Annotated in this window: 26 protein-coding genes and 4 pseudogenes; 21 read left to right on the top strand and 9 right to left on the bottom strand. The window is 67.4% G+C overall.

Annotated features, from left to right (window positions below):
* The 6 genes and pseudogenes from msrA (at position 1) to OHA25_RS04120 (ending at position 3,106) form a co-directional block, all read left to right on the top strand.
* Positions 1–663 (top strand): peptide-methionine (S)-S-oxide reductase MsrA, encoded by a 663-nt coding sequence (msrA, locus tag OHA25_RS04145; RefSeq protein ID WP_327586296.1) that lies wholly within the window; start codon positions 1–3, stop codon positions 661–663.
* A gap of 696 nt (positions 664–1,359) precedes the next feature.
* Positions 1,360–1,671 (top strand): hypothetical protein, encoded by a 312-nt coding sequence (locus OHA25_RS04140; RefSeq protein WP_327586295.1) that lies wholly within the window; start codon positions 1,360–1,362, stop codon positions 1,669–1,671.
* The gene (locus tag OHA25_RS04135; protein WP_327586294.1) at positions 1,647–2,063 is read left to right on the top strand and encodes a type II toxin-antitoxin system VapC family toxin; all 417 of its coding nucleotides are present in this window, start codon (positions 1,647–1,649) and stop codon (positions 2,061–2,063) included. Before OHA25_RS04140 ends, OHA25_RS04135 begins: the two co-directional genes overlap by 25 nt.
* A gap of 49 nt (positions 2,064–2,112) precedes the next feature.
* Positions 2,113–2,220 (top strand): annotated as a pseudogene (locus OHA25_RS04130) (peptide-methionine (S)-S-oxide reductase MsrA); the annotation flags it as partial.
* 55 nt (positions 2,221–2,275) lie between these two features.
* Entirely contained in the window at positions 2,276–2,584 is a 309-nt protein-coding gene (locus OHA25_RS04125; protein WP_327586293.1) for a type II toxin-antitoxin system prevent-host-death family antitoxin, read from the top strand.
* Positions 2,585–2,587: 3 nt separating this feature from the next.
* Entirely contained in the window at positions 2,588–3,106 is a 519-nt protein-coding gene (locus tag OHA25_RS04120; protein ID WP_327586292.1) for a type II toxin-antitoxin system RelE family toxin, read from the top strand.
* 143 nt (positions 3,107–3,249) lie between these two features.
* Here the strand turns inward: OHA25_RS04120 and OHA25_RS04115 are convergent, their stop codons facing one another.
* On the bottom strand, positions 3,250–3,576 hold the full coding sequence (locus OHA25_RS04115) for a hypothetical protein (RefSeq protein ID WP_327586291.1): 327 nt from the start codon (positions 3,574–3,576) through the stop codon (positions 3,250–3,252).
* 688 nt (positions 3,577–4,264) lie between these two features.
* Between OHA25_RS04115 and OHA25_RS04110 the strand changes: the two genes are divergently transcribed.
* The 3 genes and pseudogenes from OHA25_RS04110 (at position 4,265) to OHA25_RS04100 (ending at position 6,411) form a co-directional block, all read left to right on the top strand.
* Positions 4,265–4,540, top strand: coding sequence for a hypothetical protein (locus OHA25_RS04110; protein WP_327586290.1), 276 nt, complete (start codon positions 4,265–4,267; stop codon positions 4,538–4,540).
* 376 nt (positions 4,541–4,916) lie between these two features.
* Positions 4,917–5,015: pseudogene (locus tag OHA25_RS04105) on the top strand (peptide-methionine (S)-S-oxide reductase MsrA); the annotation flags it as partial.
* A gap of 379 nt (positions 5,016–5,394) precedes the next feature.
* Positions 5,395–6,411, top strand: coding sequence for a nuclear transport factor 2 family protein (locus OHA25_RS04100; RefSeq protein ID WP_327586289.1), 1,017 nt, complete (start codon positions 5,395–5,397; stop codon positions 6,409–6,411).
* Here the strand turns inward: OHA25_RS04100 and OHA25_RS04095 are convergent.
* Complete coding sequence (locus tag OHA25_RS04095; RefSeq protein WP_327586288.1) at positions 6,404–9,091, bottom strand: ATP-binding protein; 2,688 nt, start codon at positions 9,089–9,091, stop codon at positions 6,404–6,406. The genes OHA25_RS04100 and OHA25_RS04095 overlap by 8 nt on opposite strands.
* Before the next feature lie 203 nt (positions 9,092–9,294).
* Between OHA25_RS04095 and OHA25_RS04090 the strand changes: the two genes are divergently transcribed.
* From OHA25_RS04090 to OHA25_RS04070, 6 genes and pseudogenes are all read left to right on the top strand, one after another.
* A complete protein-coding gene (locus OHA25_RS04090; protein ID WP_327586287.1) occupies positions 9,295–9,711 on the top strand; it encodes a hypothetical protein in 417 nt (138 codons plus the stop codon).
* 158 nt (positions 9,712–9,869) lie between these two features.
* Positions 9,870–9,966, top strand: a pseudogene (locus tag OHA25_RS61100) (peptide-methionine (S)-S-oxide reductase MsrA); the annotation flags it as partial.
* A gap of 187 nt (positions 9,967–10,153) precedes the next feature.
* Positions 10,154–10,609: an excisionase family DNA-binding protein gene (locus tag OHA25_RS04085; protein ID WP_327586286.1), complete on the top strand. Its 456-nt coding sequence runs from the start codon at positions 10,154–10,156 to the stop codon at positions 10,607–10,609.
* Positions 10,610–10,611: 2 nt separating this feature from the next.
* Complete coding sequence (locus OHA25_RS04080; protein WP_327586285.1) at positions 10,612–11,166, top strand: PIN domain-containing protein; 555 nt, start codon at positions 10,612–10,614, stop codon at positions 11,164–11,166.
* 212 nt (positions 11,167–11,378) lie between these two features.
* Entirely contained in the window at positions 11,379–11,792 is a 414-nt protein-coding gene (locus OHA25_RS04075) for a hypothetical protein (protein ID WP_327586284.1), read from the top strand.
* Positions 11,793–12,081: 289 nt separating this feature from the next.
* Entirely contained in the window at positions 12,082–12,897 is an 816-nt protein-coding gene (locus OHA25_RS04070; protein ID WP_327586283.1) for a hypothetical protein, read from the top strand.
* A 552-nt stretch (positions 12,898–13,449) separates the two neighbouring features.
* On the opposite strand, the gene OHA25_RS04065 is transcribed toward OHA25_RS04070, so the two are convergent.
* Positions 13,450–14,238, bottom strand: coding sequence for a MerR family transcriptional regulator (locus OHA25_RS04065; RefSeq protein ID WP_327586282.1), 789 nt, complete (start codon positions 14,236–14,238; stop codon positions 13,450–13,452).
* Between OHA25_RS04065 and OHA25_RS04060 the strand changes: the two genes are divergently transcribed.
* The 4 genes and pseudogenes from OHA25_RS04060 to OHA25_RS04045 all read left to right on the top strand — a co-directional run.
* Positions 14,237–14,929, top strand: coding sequence for a hypothetical protein (locus tag OHA25_RS04060; protein WP_327586281.1), 693 nt, complete (start codon positions 14,237–14,239; stop codon positions 14,927–14,929). The two genes, OHA25_RS04065 and OHA25_RS04060, sit on opposite strands and share 2 nt — an antisense overlap.
* A gap of 25 nt (positions 14,930–14,954) precedes the next feature.
* Complete coding sequence (locus tag OHA25_RS04055; RefSeq protein ID WP_327586280.1) at positions 14,955–15,281, top strand: hypothetical protein; 327 nt, start codon at positions 14,955–14,957, stop codon at positions 15,279–15,281.
* Between the two features lie 175 nt (positions 15,282–15,456).
* Positions 15,457–15,942 (top strand): nuclear transport factor 2 family protein, encoded by a 486-nt coding sequence (locus OHA25_RS04050; protein WP_327586279.1) that lies wholly within the window; start codon positions 15,457–15,459, stop codon positions 15,940–15,942.
* Between the two features lie 106 nt (positions 15,943–16,048).
* Positions 16,049–16,207: pseudogene (locus OHA25_RS04045) on the top strand (IS982 family transposase); the annotation flags it as partial.
* A gap of 140 nt (positions 16,208–16,347) precedes the next feature.
* On the opposite strand, the gene OHA25_RS04040 reads toward OHA25_RS04045, so the two are convergent.
* The 5 genes from OHA25_RS04040 to OHA25_RS04020 form a co-directional block, all read right to left on the bottom strand.
* Positions 16,348–16,662 carry a hypothetical protein gene (locus tag OHA25_RS04040; protein ID WP_327586278.1) on the bottom strand — a complete coding sequence of 105 codons (315 nt, stop codon included), beginning with the start codon at positions 16,660–16,662 and terminating at the stop codon, positions 16,348–16,350.
* Positions 16,663–16,876: 214 nt separating this feature from the next.
* Positions 16,877–17,503 carry a hypothetical protein gene (locus tag OHA25_RS04035; RefSeq protein ID WP_327586277.1) on the bottom strand — a complete coding sequence of 209 codons (627 nt, stop codon included), beginning with the start codon at positions 17,501–17,503 and terminating at the stop codon, positions 16,877–16,879.
* Positions 17,500–17,730: a hypothetical protein gene (locus tag OHA25_RS04030; RefSeq protein ID WP_327586276.1), complete on the bottom strand. Its 231-nt coding sequence runs from the start codon at positions 17,728–17,730 to the stop codon at positions 17,500–17,502. The genes OHA25_RS04035 and OHA25_RS04030 overlap by 4 nt, the downstream gene beginning before the upstream one ends.
* A gap of 124 nt (positions 17,731–17,854) precedes the next feature.
* The gene (locus OHA25_RS04025; RefSeq protein WP_327586275.1) at positions 17,855–19,447 is read right to left on the bottom strand and encodes an ABC transporter permease; all 1,593 of its coding nucleotides are present in this window, start codon (positions 19,445–19,447) and stop codon (positions 17,855–17,857) included.
* Positions 19,444–20,358, bottom strand: a complete 915-nt coding sequence (locus OHA25_RS04020; protein ID WP_327586274.1) for an ABC transporter ATP-binding protein — start codon at positions 20,356–20,358, stop codon at positions 19,444–19,446. Before OHA25_RS04020 ends, OHA25_RS04025 begins: the two co-directional genes overlap by 4 nt.
* An 89-nt stretch (positions 20,359–20,447) precedes the next feature.
* Between OHA25_RS04020 and OHA25_RS04015 the strand changes: the two genes are divergently transcribed.
* Complete coding sequence (locus tag OHA25_RS04015; RefSeq protein ID WP_327586273.1) at positions 20,448–21,005, top strand: GbsR/MarR family transcriptional regulator; 558 nt, start codon at positions 20,448–20,450, stop codon at positions 21,003–21,005.
* Positions 21,006–21,020: 15 nt separating this feature from the next.
* Here OHA25_RS04015 and OHA25_RS04010 read toward each other — a convergent pair whose 3' ends face one another.
* The gene (locus OHA25_RS04010; protein ID WP_327586272.1) at positions 21,021–22,187 is read right to left on the bottom strand and encodes an FAD-dependent oxidoreductase; all 1,167 of its coding nucleotides are present in this window, start codon (positions 22,185–22,187) and stop codon (positions 21,021–21,023) included.
* 98 nt (positions 22,188–22,285) lie between these two features.
* Between OHA25_RS04010 and OHA25_RS04005 the strand changes: the two genes are divergently transcribed.
* Positions 22,286–22,939 (top strand): TetR/AcrR family transcriptional regulator, encoded by a 654-nt coding sequence (locus OHA25_RS04005; protein ID WP_327586271.1) that lies wholly within the window; start codon positions 22,286–22,288, stop codon positions 22,937–22,939.
* Positions 22,940–22,946: the final 7 nt, after the last annotated feature.

Raw genomic sequence — 22,946 nt, 5'->3', positions numbered from 1 at the left:
ATGGGCTGGCTGTTCGGCGGCAACAAGACATCGATGGTCCGACCCGAGGACGCCCTCCCGGGCCGCGCGGAGACCATGCCCGTCCCGGCCCGCCACGCGGTCCTGGACGCCCCGCTGGCCCCGCCGTACCCGTCCGGCACGGAGATCGCCGACTTCGGCCTCGGGTGCTTCTGGGGCGCCGAGCGCAAGTTCTGGCAGACCCAGGGAGTCGTCACGACGGCGGTCGGCTACCAGGGCGGCTACACGGAGAACCCGACGTACGAGGAGGTCTGCAGCGGTCGCACGGGTCACACCGAGGCCGTGCGGGTCGTCTTCGACCCCGCCAAGGTCTCCTACGAGGAGCTCCTGAAGGTCTTCTGGGAGGCCCACGACCCGACGCAGGGCATGCGCCAGGGCAACGACGTCGGCACCCAATACCGCTCGGCGATTTACTACCACTCGCCGGAGCAGCAGAAGGCGGCGGAGACGTCCCGGGACGCGTACCAGAAGGTCCTGAAGGCGGCGGGCTACGGCGAGATCACCACAGAGATCGCCGAGGCGGGGCCGTTCTACTTTGCCGAGGATTATCACCAGCAGTACCTATTTAAAGTGCCGAACGGTTACTGCGGCATCGGTGGCACGGGCGTGGCCTGCCCGGTCGGGCTGACGTCTGGTGAGGCGTGATCGGCCTGTCCTGATCCACGCTGGGGATCAAGGGAGGGAGTGCGAGCCTCTTCTACGAGATCGTCGCTTCTCTCTGGCTACGAGTTCGATGACCTCGACTGGCGGGCTGTCGAGAGTGCTCTGCCCGCCAGTGTCGTAGTCGGCGCAACGATCAGTCCGTATCACCCTTATATCCGGCACCATCGGTATATTCGGACTCCTCAAGCAGCCGAGTCCGACGCCAGACGCCGTCGATGCATTGTCCTTCCGCCTCGACCCAGTGGCCGTTGACACACGTCGTATAGATCACGAAGAGCTCGGGCAGTACGGCTGTGGCCTCGTCCTCGCGAAGCGTGTAGCCCGCGTTCGGAGGGACGACCGGACAGGGGTGTCCTTGCACCCACGTCAGCAACCGGCACGGCCCGTCCTGTCCCTGCCAGCCCTCAATCAGTGATCCTCCGCACCATGGGCATAAGAAGCGCTCCGACGGCCGATAATCATCGAACATTCCCACGAAGACCAGTGTGACCCCTCGGGTGCTTTGTGCGCAGGCCAGGCGACCGAGCGTCTCGGCACGCCAGCCGATCACACCCGCCTGGCCGGTCCTGGGTCTGGCAGGTGGATAGTGATCTACACCGTTCGGATATTCCGTATCGATTGGGTTTTGCGCTGAGTAAAGACTCCACGTTTTGCTACTTCGAGTAGTAAACTGATTCTATGAGCATGCCTGAGCAAGAGTTCGCCCCCGGGGCCGGGCCGGCGGCCAAGGTCAGCGTATCCCTGAGAGCAGGCAACATTCGCGCTGTTCGAGAGCGGGTCGGAGCCCGTGGGTTCTCTGCCTATGTTGATGCCGCTGTGGAGCGCCAGATCGAGCGGGATCTCTTGGAGGAGGCCCTTCAGGCGAACGAGGCCGCTTCTGGACCGATCGCGCAGCCTCTGCGTGACGAGGCGGCGGAGCTGTTCCGCCACGTCAAGTCGGCGCCTGAACTCCAGGAGGAGGATGGATGGCGCGCGCACGAAGCAGGCTGAGCGCGGGCACTGTGGTCCTCGACTGTCAGGGGCTCGTGAAGTGGTGCGAGGCCGACCAGCGGGTGACTGCGTTCGTACGGGAGGCGCACGACAACGACTTTCGGGTTGTGGTCAGCGCGATGACACCGATCGAGGCGCAAGACGTTCGCGTCAAAAGCGATCGTCTCAGGTGGTATTTGTCCCGGCTGAAGATCGAGCCTGTGACCGAGGACATCTCGTCACGGGCGATCGAGCTTCTTCGGGATGCCCGCTTGCACGGTCACAAGTACGCGATTGACGCTGTGGTCGCGGCTACCGCACTGCGCTCGGCGCGCCCGGTCGTCGTCCTGACATCGGACAAGGACGACATGAGCAAACTGTGCGGGAAAACCGTGCAGGTGGTCCCTGTCTGAGACCGCACGCGGTGTGGCCGCGTTTGCGTCCAGAGAACTGTTGCGGGAGGCGAGCCGCTACCACCAGCAATATCTTCTTAGAGTTCCCAACGGCTACTGCGGCATCGGTGGGACCGGAGTCGCGTGTCCAGTAGGCCTGACGTCTGGCGAGGCGTGAGCCGATGCTCGGGCAGGTCGCTGCGATTCTATACAGAAAGATGTACAGTTGATGTATGACTGTTCTGCACGACGCCACTGAGCTGAGCGTCACAGAGGCGGCCCAGCGAGGCGTTGCGCGCCTTGTGGCTGATGCGGAGCAGGGGACCGATCTGGTGGTCACCCGTCGGCATCAGCCAGTGGCGGCCGTGGTGAGCATTCGCCGGCTCAATGAGTTGGAGGAAGCGGCGGCTGATCTGCGTGATCTGGCGCTTGTGCTCGCCCGCTCTGTCACGGACACGGGGGAGCGGGTCTCGCTCGATGAGGTGCTTGCCGCTTTCGGGCATACTCGCGAGTCGCTGTCCGCCATCCCGGACGACGAGTGAGTCGTGTCGGACGTCGTCTTCACAGCGCCGGCGGTCGACGACCTCCGGCGCATTGGCCCAGACGCGGTGCCCAAGATACTCAAGAAGATCCTTCTCCTGCTAGACAATCCTGAGGCTGGTTACCCGCTTGGCGGGGAACTGACCGGTTTCCGGAAGCTGGTGGTCGGTCGCAACACCTGGCGTGTCGTCTACCGCATCACCGAGGACAAGTCGGTGGAGATCTGTGAGGTGTGGGCTGTCGGAGAGCGGGCCGACGCAGAAGTGTACGCGGAGGCGACGGCGAGGGTTCGCGAGGCGGGTGCCGGTCGTCCCGAGATCATCCAGCTCGGCCAGGTGATCGAGCGCCTTGGCACGCTGGCCGATCACATTCGGGTGGAGAAAGCACCCCCTAGAGAACCGGTTCCAAATTGGCTCGCGGAGCGGTTGATCTACACGGTCGGGATGGCGCGTGAGGACGTTGCCGCTCTTGATCTTCAAGAGGCGGTCGACACGTGGGCTGATTACCGGTCCAAGCCTCACTAGGTCGCGCATCCATCCAGCCGTGATGGCGCAGACCCCGAGCAGCAGCCGGTCCCGCAGCATCGGCCAGTCCTCGCACCGGCGACAGTACATGCGACAGGGCGAGACTCGGGCGCAGATCCGGTGCTCGCCGTCGGCCAGGCAGGCTACTTCGCTCTTTTAGCCGGATAGATGAGGATGAGATCCTCGCCTGGACGCGTATACAGGCGCAGCCGGTAGATGCCAGGACCGCGGCGCGCGAGGTTGGGGAAGCGCACCTTGCTCGCCGACAGCGTCTGCATCACCAGGTGACCCGATTCGCTGACGATGTCCGCCTCGACCACCTCGTCCCAGCCTTTGCGTCGCAGGGGCGGCGGGGCCGAGCGCAGCGCCTTCGCCGTGACGCAGGTCGCCCAGTCCTGGCTGGGTGTGAAGATCAGGGCCAGCTGACCGTTGGTTGCCAGGTTGTCGATCGATTCCGCATTCCAGATCACTTCGGAATCTTCCTCGGTGTCCGCTTCCGGGTCCCAGATGCCGTAGGGCTGGGTATCCCAGTCGTAATAGGACGCGGTCGCCTGGAATCGAGTAGGTAGCGCAGGCCACGGGTCGCGGCACAGGGCGTCCTCCTTGCGCGCCTCGCGCGCCCTGTTCGCGCTCGTTGTTCTCCTTCTCTGCCTGCTGCTGGTCTATCTGAGCGGACGACAGCGACAAAACCGGATATTTCCGTCCGATCACCTCCGGGCAGAGCAGCGCGAGCAGCGCAGGCCGAGCCTTGACAGGCTCCCCGGCAGCGAACCTGGTGCACGCATCTCTGCCCTTGCCGAGCAGTTCCTGGTCCGAGACCTGTCGATCAGGCTTGCTCACGCTGCACAGGTAGGCCCGATCGCGCTCGTGGGCCGGGATATCCGCGACACGTGGCGGTTCCGACCACGTCAAACAATCCAAAAGCTGACCGCTCTGCCAGGTATAGGTGAGATGTGGAGGGTCCTCGGGGCCGACGACCATCAGCAGGAGGACCGTGCCCACAGCCGTGACCGCTGTGGGCACTCGCAGAGGCGCCCTCTGACTCGGCTCACGGTTCAGCGCCAGATCTGGCGCGTAGCCCGGTCGAGTCGCTTACATCAGAACGTGTTCTGACATACACTCATCGCGCTGGCCACCGCGTCCCGGCTCTTCCTTGCCTTGATCAAGCATGATCCCACCGCGCGTGCGCTGGTCATAGCCATGCCGGAGGTCTTCCCATGGGTTCGCCACCTGTCTCCGGACGAACTGCGCGCCTTCACTCTGGAACTGGTTGAAGCGCTCTCCGATGCGGCCGAGTTGGATGTCGACGCCACCACCCATGAGGTCATCGCGGGCTGGCGGGCCACTGCCAGAATCAAGGCCGACCCTGCGCACTACGCCGAGGCTCGCAAGCCCACGAGCGGTGACTTCAGCCCGGTGCAGGTTTCGCCATGAGCCCGAGCGCGGAGATCGAGTTACGGTGCCACCACCGGATGACGAGTGGGATATCCGGTTCGGTACCAGCGAAACGGTCAGAGGTTGGGAAGAGCTGTGCCGCCATGCCCTGGCCAATACGCGCCGATGCTTCGAGGCGCTGCGGGTTGATCCACGTTCACGCTCCAGCCACGACCGTCAACATCGCCTACGCGGCGATCTCGCGACTCATCGCCACAACGGCAAGGACTTGGAGCGTGGGAATTCGAGATCACCAGCGGCGGGCGTGTCCGCTATGCCATCGATGACGCCGCCCGTACTGTCTGGGTGATCTACGCATCGCCTCGACATCCCAAGGACACCGAATAGCCGACTATTGATGCGCGAAACGAAGTGCTACCACCAGCAGTACTTGTTTAAAGTGCCGAACGGTTACTGCGGTATCGGCGGCACCGGGGTGGCCTGCCCGATCGGTCTGACCTCCGGCGAGGCGTAGACCTGCGGAGACAACTGTGATCTGGCCCTCGATCGCCGGCCCCGTCCGGGCGTGCGGCTGAGGTCTCCTACGGCGCGAGACTACGGCCGGGCGTCGCACGGGGGGAACCTGCCGTGCCTGCCTCCCGTCCCGTCGGCGTAGGCGCGCGACGGCTTCCCCTCGCCGCCCTAAGACCATGCCGGACTTGATCGCTGACAACGGACGGCCATCGCCCCGGACAAACCTTGGCTCCTGCAAGGGCGAGAACAGCCAGACCCGGTGGCGCTTCCCGTGACATACCTGGTGCGGCACGCCTGACTACCGTCACGTTGACAGATTCGCCGCGAAGAGGATCGGCCTAATTTCGGTGTCACCTGAAAGAACATTGAAAGGGCAGGTCATGAAGGCGATGCGGATGGCAGGGATGGGTCTCGCGGTCGGGGCGGTGCTTGCGCTGTGCACGATCGTGAGCCCGGCGCAGGCGACCAAGAAGGGATGGGACAGCACGACGGGCTGCGCGGAGATGCGGCCGGAGGTCACCTCGATCAGCGGCTGGGTGTCGCCCAATGCGTGCACCTTCATCAAGCGGCAGATCAAGTTCGGCAAGGTCACCACCGCCGACCGGGTTGGTGCCTACGTCGACATCTGGTCCAAGGACGCGACGCTGTGGGAGCCGGCGAAGGCGACCAGGCCGCTGCTCCAAGGTGAGGAGGCCATCAGAAAGTCGATCAGCGGAACGCTCAGCCTTATCCCCGACTTCCGCTTCCGCGGTACGCGCATCGCCGTGAATGGTCCCGCCGTGATGTTCGAAGCCCACAACGAGGCCACGGTCAAGGGACACGAGATCGCCTACCCTGCGGTCTACCGGGTCCTGCTGACCGACGATGGCAAGGTCGTCCAGGGCCGCCGCTACTACGACCGGCACAGCTTGTTCAAGGTACTCGACCCCGAGTTGCCCGATCTGTTCGCCGACGTCGCCGACGGCAGCACCCCCGACCAGGGCCGCAAGCCTGTCCTCGGCCCCGACGAGCTCAATGCCCGCGCCGAGGCATGGAACGGCGAGGACGCGGAGGCCCTGGTGGAACGGTTCACCGGCGCGCCGCTGTCCGCCCCCGGCCTGAACGGCGGCACGCTGAGCACCACGCAGGGCAAGCTCGATTACCTGAAGAGGTTCTTCGACCAGGTCAGCGACGTCCAGCTGCAGCCGGGCCAGGCAGTCAAGGTCGACCGCGCGACATACCTGGAATGGCACGGCACGCTCCTGCCCAAGGGGCAGACCGAATCGGTCAGTTTCGGCATCATCGAGCGCGTCGGCGACACCGGTGGCATCTCGAGTGACTGGACTCTGACCTTCGACCGGCTGCCGCTCGTCGCCGACGAAGCGAAGATCATCGAGCTGTACGGCAGGCTCAGGTGACGATCGCGGCCAGCTCCGCCCGCGAGGAGATCCCCAGCTTGGGGAAGGCCTTGTAGAGGTGGTAGCCGACGGTGCGCGGGCTGAGGTACAGCTGGGCCGCGATGTCACGGTTGGACGCGCCCGTGGCGGCCAGCCGTACCACCTGCCTCTCCTGCGCGGTGAGGACGCTGAGCGGGTCGTCCGCCTGGCGTGGGGCTGCGGGAACGTCGCCGGTGGCGCGCAGCTCCGCGCGGGCCCGCTCGGCCCACAGCGTCATGCCGAGCCGGTCGAACGTCTCCAGGGCGGCGCGCAGCTGGGCGCGGGCGGCGGCGCGCTTGCGCGCACGACGCAGCCACCCGCCGTAGAGCAGCCGCGTGCGGGCCTGCTCGTGCGGCTGCTCGCCCTGCTCGTGCACCCGCACGGCCTCGTCGTACAGATCCTCGTCGTCCTCGACGAGGGCACGGCAGCGCAGTGCGACCGCATCGGCGGACGGCATGCCGACGCCGGCCGCCCAGTCCAGGTAGTACGCCAGGGGCTCGCGCGCCAGCTCGGGTTCCCTGGCCCTGACCGCGGCCTCGATCCGGTCGGGGGCGGAGAAGACGGACACCGGCGCCATGGCGGGGGAAATCCTCTCCAGGATGCCCAGAGACGCCTCTGGACGGCCCAACGCGAGCTCCAGCCGCCCGAGCCCGGCCACAGCGACCGCCTCAGCCGCTCGGAGCCCGCGCGCTCCCGCCTGTTCCAAGGCGGACGCGGCCGCCGCCCGGCAACCCTGCTCGTCACCCAGCTCGCTGCGGGCCAGTGCGAGCAGTGCGGTGAGCGCGACCGATCCGTTCCGCTGCCCCAGGTCGCCGACCATGGGGATGATCTCCTCCAGCCTGGCCGCCGCTTCGCGATACCTGCCGAGCAGCATCTGCGCTTGCAGCCGGGTCTCCACCGCGACGGTCAGCCAGCCACCCATGTCGTGGGCTCTGCACTCGGCCTCGACGCGCGCCGCGACAGCCTCGCCCTGACCGTAGCGCCCGGTCGGCGCGCACAGCTGGGCCACGAGGAGCAGACCCGGCACCTGGAGCGCGGACAGCTCCGGAGCGAGCACCAGCCCCTGCATGAGCGTGACCGCATCCTGCAGCTCGCCGTTGATCAGTGCGGCCAGCCCGAGCGCACCGCTCACCAACGGAGAGCCGATCTCGGGCAGGGCCCTGAGCAGCTTCGCCGCCTGCTCCGTCAGGCCCGGGTCACTGGCGTACCACCCGCAGCGCACCGCCTCCACGAGCAGGTAGGCCGCCCGCTCGGCGTCCCGCGGGGCGACCCGCTCCGCGCCGGCGATGATGAGCTCGCCGGCCGCGGCCTGGCTGCCCTGCTCGAACTCCCGATGGGCACGCACCTGGATCAGGTGGGCGAGGGCCAGCGGGTTCTGGATCTCCTCACTGGCCCGGTCAGCCAGCGTGCCCGCGCGAGTCGGCTGGCCCGCGTCGCTGGCCGCCACGGCCGCCGCGGCCAGCCGTACCGAGCGCTTGGCGGTGTCGGGGGTGAGCTCGGCGGCCCGTTCGTAGGCCGCGGCCATGGCCGCATAACCGGAACGGGTGCGCGCCCGTTCCGCGGCCAGCTCCAGCTCGCGCGCCACGCGCTCGTCGGGCATGGTCGTCGCCGCGGCCAGATGCCAGGCCCGGCGATCGGCGTGCTCGCCGCCGTCGAGCACCTTGGCGAGCGCAAGCCGTACGGCCACCCGCGACGTCAACGGCACGTTCTGGTAGGCAGCGGCCCTGATGAGCGGGTGCCTGAAGGCCACCGCGGCTCCGTTCACCGTGACCAGTTTGGCCTGCTCCGCCGCTTCCAGGTCCGCCAGCCGGGCGGAGAGGGACTCGGCGGCGCGCAGCACGATGCCCAGGTCGCCCGTGTCGTCGGCGGCAAGCACCGCGAGCAGGGCCTGAGCCGTGCTGGGCAGCGCCCTGATCTGCTGTTGGAAGGCCTCCTGCACCCGGTTGGCGACCGGAATCGTGGTGAACGGGTTCAGCTGCCCGGCCTGCTGCTCCGCGGTAAGCGTGGACGGTAGCTCGATGAGCGCGAGGGGATTGCCGCCCGCCTCGTCCAAAACGCGGTCACGCACTTTCGGCGCCAGCTCCCTGGCCGACTCGGCCAGCAGCGCGACGGCGGCGTCGCGGTCCACCCCGTCCAGCCACAGCTCCGGCAGCCCTTGCGGGTGGAACTCCTCCCTGCCCGCGAACATCAGCGCGATGCCTTCCGCGTCCAGCCGCCGCGCCACGAACACCAGCGCGTCGATGGACGCCCGATCGAACCACTGCGCGTCGTCGACCAAGCAGAGCAGCGGCCCGTCGCCCGCGACCTCGGCCAGCAGGCTGAGCACGGCCAGCCCGACGAGGAACCGGTTCTCTGGAGCCGCCGCGCCCAGCCCCAGCGCGCCCCGCAGCGCCGCCGCCTGTGTCTCGGGCAGCGCGTCGATCCGGTCAAGCTCGGAACGCAGGAGCAGATGCAGGGCGGCATACGGCAGCTCCGCCTCGGACTCGATGCCGACCCCGTGAAGCACCCGCACCCCCGCGGCCTGCTCCGTCAGATGGCCGAGCAAGGCGGTCTTCCCGATACCCGGCTGCCCGCGCACCACCAGCACACCACTGCGCCCGGACCGCGCGTCCGCCAGCAGCCGATCCACCTGAGCCTGCTCCGCAGCCCGCCCGTACAACATGGCCGAAAATCTAGCGGAACGCGCGTCATGCCTCCGGCCTGGCAGCGGCGGCGAAGGCCAGAGCTGGAAATGCCCGCCCAGCGTTCGAGCGGGTGACCGTGACCTGGCACTACCGTCACGATGACAGATTCGGCGGGGCACCGGCCTGCGTAATTTCGTTGGCACAGGGACGACGGCGTCCCGCACGACGAAAGGATCTGATCATGGCCGCCATTGCTGCCGCACCCACCACTCCGGAATCCACCGCCGAGGCCAAGCTGCTGCGGTTCGCGCTGAGGCAGGACGCCATCGGGTCGGGCGCCAACGGCCTCGTCTTCCTGACCGTCGCGGCGATCTTCGGCTCGATGTTCGGCCTGCCCGCCGCCTTCCTCGTGCCGGTCGGCGCGTTCCTTGTTGCCTTTGCTGCGACCCTCCTGTACCTTGCCGGCCGTCCGGTGGTGAACAGGGCGGCGGTGATCGCGGTGATGGTGGTCAACGTGGCATGGGTGCTGGCCAGCGCGGAGGTGCTGATCGCCGGGTGGTTCCCGCTGGTCGGTCTGGGCACCGCCTTCGTGATCGCCCAGGCGGTGGTGGTGGCTGGTTTCACCGGCCTGCAGTTCGCCGGGCTCCGCAAGGCCTGAGCGAGTGCCGGGGATTTCTCGCGGACCCGTTGATCTACACGGTGGGGATGGCCCGGGAGGACATTGCCGCTCTTGATCTCCAAGAGGCCGTCGACTTGTGGGCCGAGTACCGGTCGAAGCGCCATTCGGCCGCACGTCTATTGCCTGGAGAGAAGTGCTACCACCAGCAGTACTTGTTTAAAGCCGAACGGCTACTGCGGTATCGGTGGCACCGGGATCTCCTGCCCGGTGGGTGTCGCGCCTGCTGACGGGTAAGCACGGGGCCCACGCGATGTGGTGACTCCGGGCGGGTAGCTCGCGCCAGCGGGTCATGCAGCGTATGGCCCGGCCCACTCTCGAATGCAGGTGAGTGCGCCGCTTGCTGCGCTGGTGAGCACCGTTGAGGCGCTCCTGCTTGCGTTTGCTTCGTTTATTGCGGATACTGCGATTGGGAGGTGTCGCGATGGCAGACGTCCAGGCCAAGCGTGTTCAACCTGGGATCATCGACGCCGAGATGGCCGGTCGCGCGGTGCGGCGGATCAAGGACTACCTCATGCGGTATCCCGAGCAGTCGACGATTCGCGTCGCTGGCGAGCATGGTGGCGAAGATCCGTTGATCCTGCCTCGCGAGGCCGTGAGCCTGCTCGCCTTCATTCTTGCCCAAGCGGCTGAAGGGCGCGGAGTAACGGTCATACCGTCTCATGCCGAACTAACGACGCAGCAAGCAGCGGACATGCTGAACGTCTCACGTCCATATCTGATCAAACTTCTGGAGACAGGAGAGATATCCTTCCGGTTGATCGGCAAGCATCGGCGTATCACATATGAGGATCTTCAGGAGTACAAGCGTCGCGATGATGCCAAGCGTCGGACGGCTGCTGATCAACTTGCTGCGCTCGGGCAAGACTTGGGCATCTGAACATGGCCTTCGTGGTGGTCTACGACGCGAACGTGCTGTATGGCAATACGCTGCGTGACCTGCTCATCCGCCTCGCTATGGCGGGACGGATACAGGCCAAATGGACCAACAGGATTCTCGACGAGATGCAGCGTAACCTGCTGGCCAACCGTCCCGATATTTCGGAAGAGAAGCTTGGCAAACTCCGCCTCCTGATGAACTCCGCTGTCCGGGATTCCCTGATCGAGGGCTATGAGCCGCTGATCGAAGGGCTGAAGCTTCCCGACCCGGATGATCGGCATGTGCTCGCGGCGGCGATCAAGGCAGGGGCGCAGATCATCGTTACGTCGAACCTCAAGGACTTTCCTGCAGAGGGCTTGGCCGCGTGGGGTATTGAGGCCAAATCGCCTGATGACTTCGTGCTGGACCAAATTGACCTCGACGGGAGGGTCGTGTGGGCTTGTGTGCAGCAGATCGCGGACTCGCGCATCAACCCGCCGGAAACCGTTGATGACGTACTCGATGCACTGGAGATGGCAGGCCTCGTCGAGTCGGTCGCTGCCCTTCGAGCTGGCTAGAAGCATCGTCGGCCAGCTTTATGGCGCGAAGTGAAGTGCTACCACCAGCAGTACTTGTTTGAAGTGCCGAACGGTTACCGCGGTATCGGCGGCACCGGTGTGGCCTGCCCCGTGGGTCTCACGTCCGGCGACGGAGAGTAGTGGTTCGCCGTACCCGGCGCGGGAGTGAGACGGAGGCTCTGTCGAGAAGTCTCACTCCCCATGAACGTCAGATGATCAGCGTCCTGGATCTTCAGCGCCTCGCCCTGGAAACCAAGGACATGGCGCCTGAATACGCGGCGCAGCTCGAGGAACCGATCCATGGCGTTCTCTCCTCTCTCGGACTGTGGGAGAACTTGATCCACGACATGGAAGAGGGGTGGCCTGGTAAGGACTATTACCTGGTCTACGAGTATCTCAACGACCTAACCGTTCGGGATGGTTTGGAAGAGTACTGCGACGCCTTGCAAGGGACTGTTCGGACGAAGCTCACCAGCGCTCTGGATCGCCTCGACGAGCGCTATCGCGCGGTGACGCACGAGGACGGCGGCGCTGAGCTTGCACAGTACTGGCGGCCCCTCGCTGAGGGGGTCGAGATCCGATGGTGGTGGACTCGCAGGCCGAACGATCTACCCCCGGGCTGGTAGTCGCTAGACCGCAGCGAGCCTCGTGATCACGGCGGGACCCTGGATGGCCAGCGGCAAGCAAAGCCAGGGTCCGACCAGTAGCACGAGGAGAACGCCACTGGCGCCAGATGAGGCGATGATGAGATCTTTGGCGCTACGCGGCAAGTCGACGGGCCTGGTACGGCCACCGCGGTGGCCGGTGACGGGTGTAGCCGCTTGCTGGTGTGCCGTTCATCGTGGGAGGAGCCGGCGCGTGAACCCCAGCCACCCATACGCGGACCTGCTCGCCTCGCCGTGTGCGGAGGTTCGGATGGGGGGCATTGACCAGTGGCGGGAATTCAACGGGGTCACCCAGGAACTGGTGCCGCTGCTGGATGACGATGCGCCGGTGGTGCGTGTGCACGGCGGCCGGCGCTTCCTGGTGGAGGTTCGTGCGGCAGCGCTGGTGGCGCTGCAGGACTCTTACCGGCGACGGCAGTCGGGGTGGAACCTGGGTGCGGTGCGGGTCCGCCGGGCGATGCCGGTGGACGAGGCGATGGGCCGGGTCGAGGCGAGCCTGGACGAGCTGGATCCGCAGCGCCGGCAGGAGGTGCTGGCGCTGGCTGAGAACGCCTTACGGGAACGAGTCGACCCGCCGCTCTCCGAGGACGCGCCGGCGTGCCGCGCCTACCTGGTGCTGCTGCAGCTGGGGCAGGTCTACTATCACGAACAGCACGTCGACCCGCAGACCCTGCTCACGCCGCTGCAAGAGGAGATCCACGCCGGCCAGATGGTGAGCCAGCGGCCCAGGCCGCATGTGCGCTTCGACGATCCGCACAGGCGCGTGGTGGGCTACCTGTACCGCACTGACGGCCGGTGGGTGCTCGATATGGACGAGAGCCCGCACGCGGGACAGGTGACCAACATGGTGCAGTTCTGGCGCCGACTCTCCCGAGGCGGGGTGCCGCGCCTGGTGCTGGACCAAAACGGCGTCGCCCGGGGGCATCCCAGCGGACAGGGCCTGCTCACCGAGGGCATCGTGCCGCACGACACCGACGAGCCGCTGGAGTACTTGCGCAGCGTCGCGGCCTTCGTCGCCCAGCGGCACGCCGCGGAACTGGTTGTACACGATGACGGATCGAGATAGGTCAGTCTAAGGCCGAGGGACTCGCCGTCGGTGGGGCCGGCAGATGAGGCCTCCTGCCCGGCGATGTTCTCCTCGCCTGCCCGCACGAACCGGCGACCGTCCTCGGTCACCACAGTGATCGCCGACATACCGCCCACCCTGGCACACCACCTTCCGAAGGAGAAACCATGCCGGACCGTCCTCCAGCCACCGCTGGGCTGATCTTGGAACGCCAGATCGAGCGGGATCTCCTGGAGGAAGCGCTTCAGGTCAATGAGGCCGCATCCGGGCCGATCCCACAGTCACTGCGTGATGAGGCCGCGGAGCTGTTCCGTCACGTCAAATCGGCACCCGGGTTGCATGACGAGTGTGGATGGCGGGCGCACGGAGCGGGCTGAGTGTCGGCACCCTGCATGGCCCCGGTCGGCAAGGTGAGTTGTTCGGTTCGCTTATTTTTGCCGAGACGAACAACTCGAGCTGTGTGCGGGAAGGCCGTGCATGTGGTTGGGGGCGCGGTCTGCACGGTGTCCAAGAGGAGTTCCCCTGGCTGATGCTCGCGCCTTTGGGAGCTGATCAAGCGGCGTGGGTGTGCTGCCGTGGACGCACGGACACCTCAAGGAGGATGGCCTGGGCGCCGTCGGCGTCGATGAGGTGGTCTTCCACAGTGGGACCGGTGATGGCAAGGCCGTGGCGGTGCAGCCAGCCGAACAGGTCCTGTCCGGCGCGGACCACACCTGTTGAGGGTGGGACGACGGCCCGTACGACGGTGCGGGCGGGCAGGGAGAGTTGCTCGCCATCGCTGTCGGTGGTCACCGCGGCGGCGAATCCGCCCGTCGGCTGTCTGTGAAGCCAGGTCAGCAGGGCCGCCGGTGGTGCCGGGCAGACGGTGGCCAGTTCGGCGGGATGGTTGAGACGCAGGTGGCGGATGCGTAACCGGCGTGGGCCCACTTCGGTCTGCTGGGGCAGGATCGACATCGGTGTGGCGAGGTGGTCCTCGGCGTGGGCTGCGGTCGCGGCCAGCGTGGCGATGTCATGTCGGATGCTCGTCACGATCTCGGTCACTGCCTGCCGCACCTGCGTCTCTGGTGCGTCCAGCAGATCGGCGACCTGGCGCAGCGGCAGGCCGAGGCGCTGCAGTCCGCGGATGCGTTCGAGCCGGGACAACTCGGTCACGCCGTACCAGCGGTAGCCGGTGGTGCGGTCGACCGTGGCGGGAGTCAGCAGCCCGATCTTGTCGTAGTGGCGCAGGGTGCGTTCGGATACGCCGACCATGCGCGCCAGTTGCCCGATCCGCCACACGACGTTGCCTCTCTCGGCATGTTGACCTTGTCCCTGCGTCAGGGTTCTAGCGTCACTGTCCATGAGTGATCTGAACCCTCAGCACCGGCTCATCGGTGTGCTGCTGTTGACCTCGCTGGTAGCTATGATCGCCGCTGCGGCCATGGTGGTGCCATCGGGGTTGACCCTGAGTCCGTCCGATCCCGACGCTGCCCTGGCCGCGGTGGGCGAGCAGGTCGGGCTGCACTTGACCGAGTTGGCCTTCGACGTGCTGGGCTGGCTGGCACTGACCGCGGCCGGGCTGGTGATGGCCGCTCGCCCGGCCGAGACGTCAAGACGGTATCTGGTGACGCTTGCCGGTGGCCTGCTGGCCGGCGCCGGGCTGGCAGGTCTGCTTCATGACGCCGGAAATCTGGCACTGACCCAGTTGGCCGCCCGCCCGGCGGCCCCGGCGGCCGCCACAGTGGCCTTGGCGGTCCTGCTCACCGCCAAATGGGCGGTCAACCTGGCCGGGCTACTGTGGGTCGCCGCTACCGCCGCCGCCGTGGCGGGCATCCCGATGCCGGCGACGCTTCGTGTCACCGGCGTGATCGCCGCACTTTCCGGCCTGGCCGCGGTCGGGCTTCCGTGGACGACCGGGACCGACGGCCCTACAGTGGCGCTGGAACAGCTCGGGTACGCGCTTCACCTGCCCATCATGATCTGGTACGCGATCCTGGGCGGGCGGTATCTGCGTGGGCGGCACACAGCACCGGAAGCCGTCGCCGCGGCGTGAGGCGGCCAGACTCCACCCCGTTCAGGTGAAGCTGTCAGACATCGACCCCGCTGAACTGCGCCCCGACACGTTGATGTGGACGGGCGCCAGCCGAAACTGTTCACCGCAACCTGGCGGACGTTGTGGCGCGGAGGCTCCAGTGCGGCGGTCCTGGCCGAAGATCGCCCTACTGCTCTCCACCGTCCTGATCGCTTTCGTCGGCACCGCCAACGGCATCGGCGTTCCACTGCGGGTGCTCGATGTGCCGATCGCAGGTATGGCGGCTCCAGACGCCGTGATCGAGAGCGCGACCGTTGACGTGACGGTCCGCCACCAGGGTCCCGCGCCGCTTGTCGGACACTCTTTGTGCTAGACGAGCAAGTCCCAACTCGTTTCGGGCGCTCGCAGGCTGTGCCGAGCCGCGAAGTAGGCGAGTCCGGTGTCCGGACTCACGCACCCCCGCCAAGATCGATGCCATTATGGATGTCGCCACTGAGGCGTCCGATCACCGCCAGCACGGTTCTTCACCTGTCCGTGACGCTGGAGCCATGAGTACGGCAAATGTGACCGAGACGCAGACTGACGGCCCGCCTGCCGAGGGCCGATCGCAGGACGCCTGGGCGGTGATGGAGAAGTTCTACCGGGCCGAGGCCGCGTACGTCGCCGCGGGCGGATTCGGCAAAACCAGCTATGACGAGGTCGCCGTATACCTGGACCCTGACGTCGTCCTGTATCAGGCTCCCGGCTTGCCTTTCACGGGGACGGGGACATGGCGAGGACGTGACGGGCTCGAGCGGTTCCTGGCCGCTTTCAGCGAGACCTGGGCATCCATGGAGTTTCTGGAGCAGGAACACTGGGGCGACAGAGACACGGTGGTGGTACGGAGCCGGGTACGGTTCCACGCTCGTGCAACTGGTCAGGAGATCGACACGCTGATCATGCAACTGATTCGCGTACGGAACGGGCGCATGCTTGAATGCCGGCCGTTCTACTGGGATCCCGCCGCCATCGCCGCCGCAACCTTGCGCACATGAGCCCTGGGCCGAAGGAGGGGACAGCTGACCGCAGTGTTCCCGCACGTTACCGGCACGCAGACCACCTACCTGGCGGCTCGGTGCTCCCGGCACGCCCGCCGGCATCGGTCGCCCGCCCAAACTCGCCGACGCCGAACTGCTCACCCTGGCCATCGCGCAAGCCCTGCTCGGCATCCGCTCCGAGACTCGCTGGCTGCGCTTCCTGCCGGTGCACCTGCCCGGCGCCTTCCCCTACTTGCCCGGCCAGTCCGGCTACAACAAACGCCGCTGTCGCCTTCGGCGCAGTCGGCCGTGTTCGAGGTGACCATGTGCCGGAGGTTGTCAATGAGGCCTGTCGCGGCGAAGAAGCAAGTCGAGAGCAGGCAGGGGGTCTGGACCTCGAGGAGAGGTCCAGGTCGGGGGGACTCAGCAGCCGCTGGTCACATAGCAGCCCTTCACGTACCACTTGCCGCTGTAGTAGGCGCTGCTGGAGGCCTTGCTCGTGCCGCCCAGGGGCACCAGGCTGCCCGGAATGTAGGAACAAGATGAGGTGGAGCAAAAGTAGCCGTAGACCCGGAAGTAGGTCTCGAGGCCACTGGTGCACTTGACACTCACGGAGTGGCTGGTGCTCGCGGTCTTGGTGCAGCTGCCCACTGCGGCCGCGGGGGAGGCGGTGCTGCCGATGAGGGCGGCGGCTCCAAGAACGACGCCGGCGACGCTGGAAAGGATCTTTTTCGTCATGAGCGTTCATGATCGCCCGTCGGTGCCGCCGAGTCCTATCGCAGTTCTTTCCAAGTGGGAGCGTGATCTCTTGGCAGATCACCGGACCCGTTGCGTCGTCGCGTCGCCGTGCTGGAGCAGCGCATCGAGCAGGCGCGTGCGGCCCAGGACCTGATGGAGCACGCCCTCGCCTGCCCGCACAGCTTTGCGGAGTGCGGCGTAGGCCTGGAACAAATCAGCAGACGGCGGGCAGTGTGCAGACCTTCGCCACCATCTTGGCGGCAGTACGATGCAGGGTCTTGAGGGCTCGCTTCTGCGGGTGGCCGAGGGTTTCCAAATCACCGGTGTAAATCATCAGCGCACGACCCTTGCGTGCCACGATGCCGGACAACAGCGGAGCCCATTCCTTGTTCAGCTTGTCGTACATCATGAGGCGCATCAGCGCAGCCTCGGTCCCGAGCCGCGTGCGATTCACCACCCATCGGGTCTTCTCGTCGTTGGACCAGCTGTACGGCTTGCCATGCGGACGGGCCACGCACCGCTTGGCGTCGGCGAGCAGCTTCCTCATGGCGGTCGTCGCCGCCTTGGCGTTCCGGTAGATCACGAGTTGCTCGCCGTAGTGCGAGGGCGCGCTTGTCCCGTGGACAATAGTGCGTGCTGCCGACCGGTCTGCCATCGTGGCGCGCTTGCGCCCGCACGGGTTCAGTGCCAAGGGGTCGTTCAGCTTGTCGCTGATCTGCCACCACTCCTCGGCTTTCTGTATTTCCGACAGGGGCGCACGGGCGGCCTTCTCGCTCAGCAGGAAATCCTTGGGGATCTGGACGGGGGCAAAGGCGAGGGACACCGCAAGGACTACGATCATGTGGGATTGGACGATCGGCGATCCCGTCCAGTTCGTGATCGTTCTTGGGGATTCACCGTGATCTGGAGTTGGTCCACAGTCACGCGGTGGACGCGCAGCCGGCGCGGGCCCACGATGGCCTGCTGGGGCAGGATCGGCGTGGCGAGGTGGTCCTGAGTCTGCGCGGCGGTCGCGGTCAGCGTGGCGATGTCGCGCTGGATGCTCGTGACGATCTCATTCAGCGCCATCGCCCACTGCGGTGGGCGAGCAGGTTGGCCTGCATCTGACCGAGCCGGCCTTCGACGTGCTGGGCTGGCTGGTCCGGCCGGCTTCCCAAGCGGCTGTGGCGGCTCTGGACGGGTGATCTTTGGGTCATTCGAGGTCACGACGGCGGAGCGCCGCCAGCCCGACAGTGGTGAGCCCGATGGCGACGACGGTCAGCACGATCAGCGGCGTCACGGTGAATTCGGCGACCGGAAGCCCAGGGGTCTGCGCGAACGGTGACACCATCAAGATCGACGGGTCGGCGTGCAGCAGTTCCACCGCGAATTCGAGCACGAGGCACAGGCCGAGCGCGGCATAGGCGATGATCGCGGTGAGTCGGGGCAGCAGGCCGTACACCAGCGCCGAGATGGCCGCCAGCACCAGCACCGAAGGCAGCCGCGTCAGGCTCGCACCCAACAGCCGTGCGACCTCGGCGCCCAGATCCCCCGTGGAGAGCCCGTAGACCAGACCCATCCCGAGACCGAGCCCGCCGAGCACGATGCCCGACCCGGCCACGACGATGGCCAGGTGACCGCCTGCCCAGCGCAGCCTGCCGACCGGGCCGGTCAGGAGGATATCGGCGCGGCCGGCCGTCTCTTCCGCGCGCAATCGCAGGGTCGCCTGAATCGCGTAGACCGAGATGACCTGGCTCGTCAGGTAGATGACGAAGGCGAAGAAGCCGTCGACGGGACGGCTGCCGCCACCCATCCGCTCGACCAGGCCTCGGAGGGCCTCGCTCGCGTTCAGTTGTTCGGCGGCGCTTTGCGCCGCGCCTCCCAGGCCGGCGCCGAAGGCGGTGAATGCGACGGCCCAGGCGAGCAACGTGCCCCGCTGCAGCCGCCATGCCAGGGCAAGTGAGGTACGCAGGCCCGGCGCCGCGTCGGCGGGCCCGAGCCGTGGCGGGAGGATTCCGGCGCCCAGGTCTCGGCGTGCGGATATCCGGTAGGCGCCGGCCACCAGCAGCAGGATCAGGCCGGCGACAGGTAGGAGCGGCCAGTAGTGGTCCCCGGCGAAGGGGCGCATGTGCTGGGTCCAGCCGAACGGCGACAGCCAGGAAATCCCGTGACTCTGCTGGACGTCCGCGGTCGCGCGCACCGCGTAAAGGACGGCCATACCCGTGGCAGCGAGGCCGGTGGCAGTGCGAGCGCTTTCGGTCAACTGGGCCGTCAGGCCCGCGAGCGCGGCGAAGAGGCACCCGGCGGCGGCGACCGACAGTCCCATCACCAGGGAGCCTCGCGGAGGTAACCCCTGGCCGATGAGTCCCAGTGCCACGACAAGGGCGGTCACCAGATTGGCGGCGAACGCCACGATCAGCGCGGCCGTCAATGCCGCATGCCTGCCGACCACGGTCGAGCCCAGCAGCTCGCTCCGGCCCGCCTCCTCCTCCGCCCGGGTGCCGCGGATCACCAGGAACATGCTCGCCAGCGCGATCAGCAGGGCGGCCTGCCCGCGTACGCGCCACGCGGCGAGCCCTCCGGCGGACGAGTCATAGATGGGGCCGATCATCATGAGCTGCGTCGGGTCGCCGTTGGTCGTGTGGAGGAACGCCTGCCGTGCCACTTCAGTGGGATAGGCGCCGGCCACCGAACCGGCGACGCCGATCACGAGCATCGCCACCAGCCCGAACCAGACCGGCAGCCTCACTCGGTCGCGTCGCAGGATGAGCCGGATCAGTCCGCCGGTGCCGGTGAGGGTGCTCATCGCCGTACCACCGCACCCATGCCGGACAGATCGTCTTCGTAGTGGCGCAGGAACATCTCCTCCAGCGTCGGCGGCCGGCTGACCAGGCTCCGCACGCCGACCTTCAGGAGCTCACCCAGCAGCGCGTCCAGCGCGTCGCCGTCGACCTGGCAGCGCAGCCGGTTGTCCTGCGTCCACAGATCGTGCACGCCGGCTGTTCCGGCGAGTTGGGGGACGGGCCCGGCGAGCTCGGCCGTGATCGAGGTGCGGGTGAGGTGGCGCAGCTCGGTGAGCGTGCCCGTCTCCACCGTGCGGCCGCGCCGGATGATGCTCACCCTGTCGCACAGGGCTTCGACCTCGGCGAGGATGTGGCTGGACAGCAGCACCGTACGTCCTTTGCGTCGCTCTTCCTGGATGCTCTCCTGGAAGACCGCCTCCATCAGCGGGTCGAGGCCGGAAGTGGGCTCGTCCAGGATGAGCAGGTCGGCATCCGACGACAGCGCTGCGACGAGGGCCACTTTCTGCCGGTTGCCCTTGGAGTAGGCCCGCCCCTTCTTGCGTGGATCCAACTCGAAGCGCTCGAGCAGTTCGGCCCGGCGCCGGGGATCGAGCCCGCCGCGCATCCGGCCGAGCAGGTCGATCGTCTCGCCACCGGACAGCGTCGGCCACAGAGTCACGTCGCCGGGCACGTACGCCAGCCGGCGGTGCAGCGCGGTCGCGTCTCGCCACGGATCGCCATCCAGCAGCAGGGCCGTGCCGGAGTCCTGGCGCAGCAGCCCGAGCAGGATCCGAATGGTGGTGGACTTGCCGGCCCCGTTGGGACCGAGGAACCCGTGCACCTCACCGGCCCGGACCATTAGGTCCAGGCCGTCGAGTGCCCGTGTCCGGCCGAAGGCCTTGACCAGACCGGACACGGAGATCATGTTCGACATGCTTCGCAGGCTACATGAACTTCACGAAATTCGTGAAACATCGATAATCTGTAGCCTGGGGCCTATCAGAGACGACCGCAGAGGTGTGCATGACCGAGAGAGCTGACGACGAGAGCGGCATGATCGAGAGAGCCGGCAAGGCGTCTACGGCCGACGCGCTGCGGTTCCTCGAACGGTTCGCCATGATCATGTCCGACTCGGGTTATCCGCGCATGGCCGCACGCGTGCTCTCGGCGCTCCTCATCGCCGACGACGGTCGGCGTACCGCCGCCGAACTCGCCGACGTGCTGCAGGTCGGCCCTTCGGCCATCTCCGGCGCGGTGAAGTACCTGATGCAGGTCGGGATGGTGACCCGTGAACGGGACCCCGGAGAGCGTCGTGATCACTACCGCGTCGACCAGGGGGCGTGGTACAAGGCGGCGGCGTCGAGCGACGAGGTGTTCCGTCGCTTCGAGGAGGGCGCGCGCGATGGGGCCGAGGTGCTGGGCGCGGACACGCCCGCGGGCGCCCGGATGGACGAGACCCGGCGCTTCTTCGCGTTTCTCCGCAGCGAGGTTCCCCAGCTTCTGCGCAAGTGGAACGAGGTGAACGCTCAACCCACAGAGCAGTCGGGCAGCCGAGGTCGGGGGGCTCGGGCCGTCCCATGACCGCGTGTTTGGTGATCATCCTGCCTCCCGCGCCGGTGGCCTGCTGAGCCTGCGCGGGAGCCGGGCCGTGGCGGCCAGGACGGGCCACAGGCGGATGGTCAGGTTCCGGGCCAGGATGCCGGGTCGTGTCGCAGGCACGAGGAGTGCCGCGCCCTGCCTGATGCCGCGCTGCCTGGGGTCCACCAGGCGGCGGTGGGCGCTCTCATAGCGGCGGAAGGCCGTCTCGGGGTCGCCGGGGGTGGCGGCCAGCTCTTCGGCCAGGGTGAACGCCCCCGCCATGGCGAGTGTGGAGCCGTCTCCGAACAGCGACACGCAGGACGCGGCGTCGCCGAGCAGCGCGACCCGGCCGTTCGACCAGCGGGGCAGCACCACCTGGCTGACCGAGTCGAAGTAGAGGTCGTCGGCGGCACGTACGCGCTCCAGCAGTTCGGGCGCCCGCCAGGACACGTCCGCGAACGCGTCGGCCAGCATGCGCTTGTGCTGCCCGGTGTCGCGGTGGTCGAAGCCGGGCTCGGCCGGGCTGCGGTAGAGGAAGAACGCCAGGTCGCCGCTGGGAGTGGGGCTGACGGCGACGGCCTTGCCGGGTGCGTTGTGCATGAGCACATCCCGGCCGGGTCCGTCCCCGCCGCCGAGCGGGGTGGTGGCGACGTAGAGGCCCATGTGGCGGACGATCCCGCCCTGCGCCCCGAAGGCCAGCCGGCGCGTCGTCGAGTGCAGGCCGTCGGCCCCGATCACCAGGTCGAAGCGGCGGGGCTCGGCGCGCTCGAAGGTGACCTCGACCCCGTGCCCGTCCTGCCGGAGGGCCGCGATGGAGTCGTCCATGAGGAGTTCGGCATGGTCACGGCAGGTCTCGTACAAGATCGAGGCGAGGTCGCCGCGCGGCAGCTCGATCTCGCCCGCCCGCTGGGCGCCACCCATGTCCATCCGGGCGAGGCGCCGGCCTTCGGCGTTGACGAAACTGAGCCCGGTGTTGCCGGTGGCGGCCCGGCGCAGCCGGGGCACGATCCCCATCCGTTCGGCGACGGCCAGAGCGGGTCCGCGGACATCCACCGGGTTGCCGCTGGAGCGCAGTGCCTGGGCCCGTTCGACGACGGTGACGCGGAAACCGTGCCTGGCCAGCCAGTAGGCCAGTGTCAGCCCGGCTATGCCGGCTCCGGAGATCAGAAGGTTCCGGCTGTTCATGACAGACCTCGCTAACTGGAGGAATTTCCTCCACTCTTTGGAAGGTACTCTAACCGGAGGAAAACCGTCCAGTCTTATCGCGCGTCGGGGTGGAATAGGTGGCGAAGGCAACCAATCAGCAGGAAACGACCGGTCTGCGGGCCGACGCGCGCCGCAACCGGGATCTGATCGTCGTGGCGGCCCGGGAGTTGTTCCTGGAGCAGGGCATCGACGTGCCGCTGGACGAGGTGGCCCGCCGCGCCGGCGTCGGGATCGGCACGCTGTACCGCCGCTTCCCCGACCGGGAAGCGCTGCTCCGCGCGGTCGGCGAGGAAAATCTGCACCACCTGGCGGACCTGGCGCAGACCGCCCAGCGGGAGGAACCCGACGCCTGGCACGCGTTGTGCCGCTTCCTGCGCGGTTGCGTCAAGCTGCGCATGGGCGAGCTGTCGGCGAAGCTCGACCCGCACCTGCACCAGCGGCTCCGAGCCGGTCACGACCTGCACGAGATCCGGCAGCAGGTGATCGACGCCTTGCTGGGGATGACCGAGCAGGCGCAGGCGGACGGGGCCCTGCGCCGCGACGTCGGCCCCGGGGACATCGCCATGCTGATGACCCTGCACATCTACTTGCCGGCGAACATGACCGGCGGGCCGGCCGTGGCACGCGTGACGGAGATCATGCTGAACGGCCTGCGCGCCGACGTCGGCTCGCCCCTTCCCGGGGAGGCGCTCACCGGCGACGACCTGCGCCGCTACACGGCCATGGAGTGAGTCGGCT

This window comes from Nonomuraea sp. NBC_00507 (genome assembly GCF_036013525.1).
Taxonomy (GTDB): domain Bacteria; phylum Actinomycetota; class Actinomycetes; order Streptosporangiales; family Streptosporangiaceae; genus Nonomuraea.
This window is presented reverse-complemented; position numbering and strand designations above follow the sequence as displayed.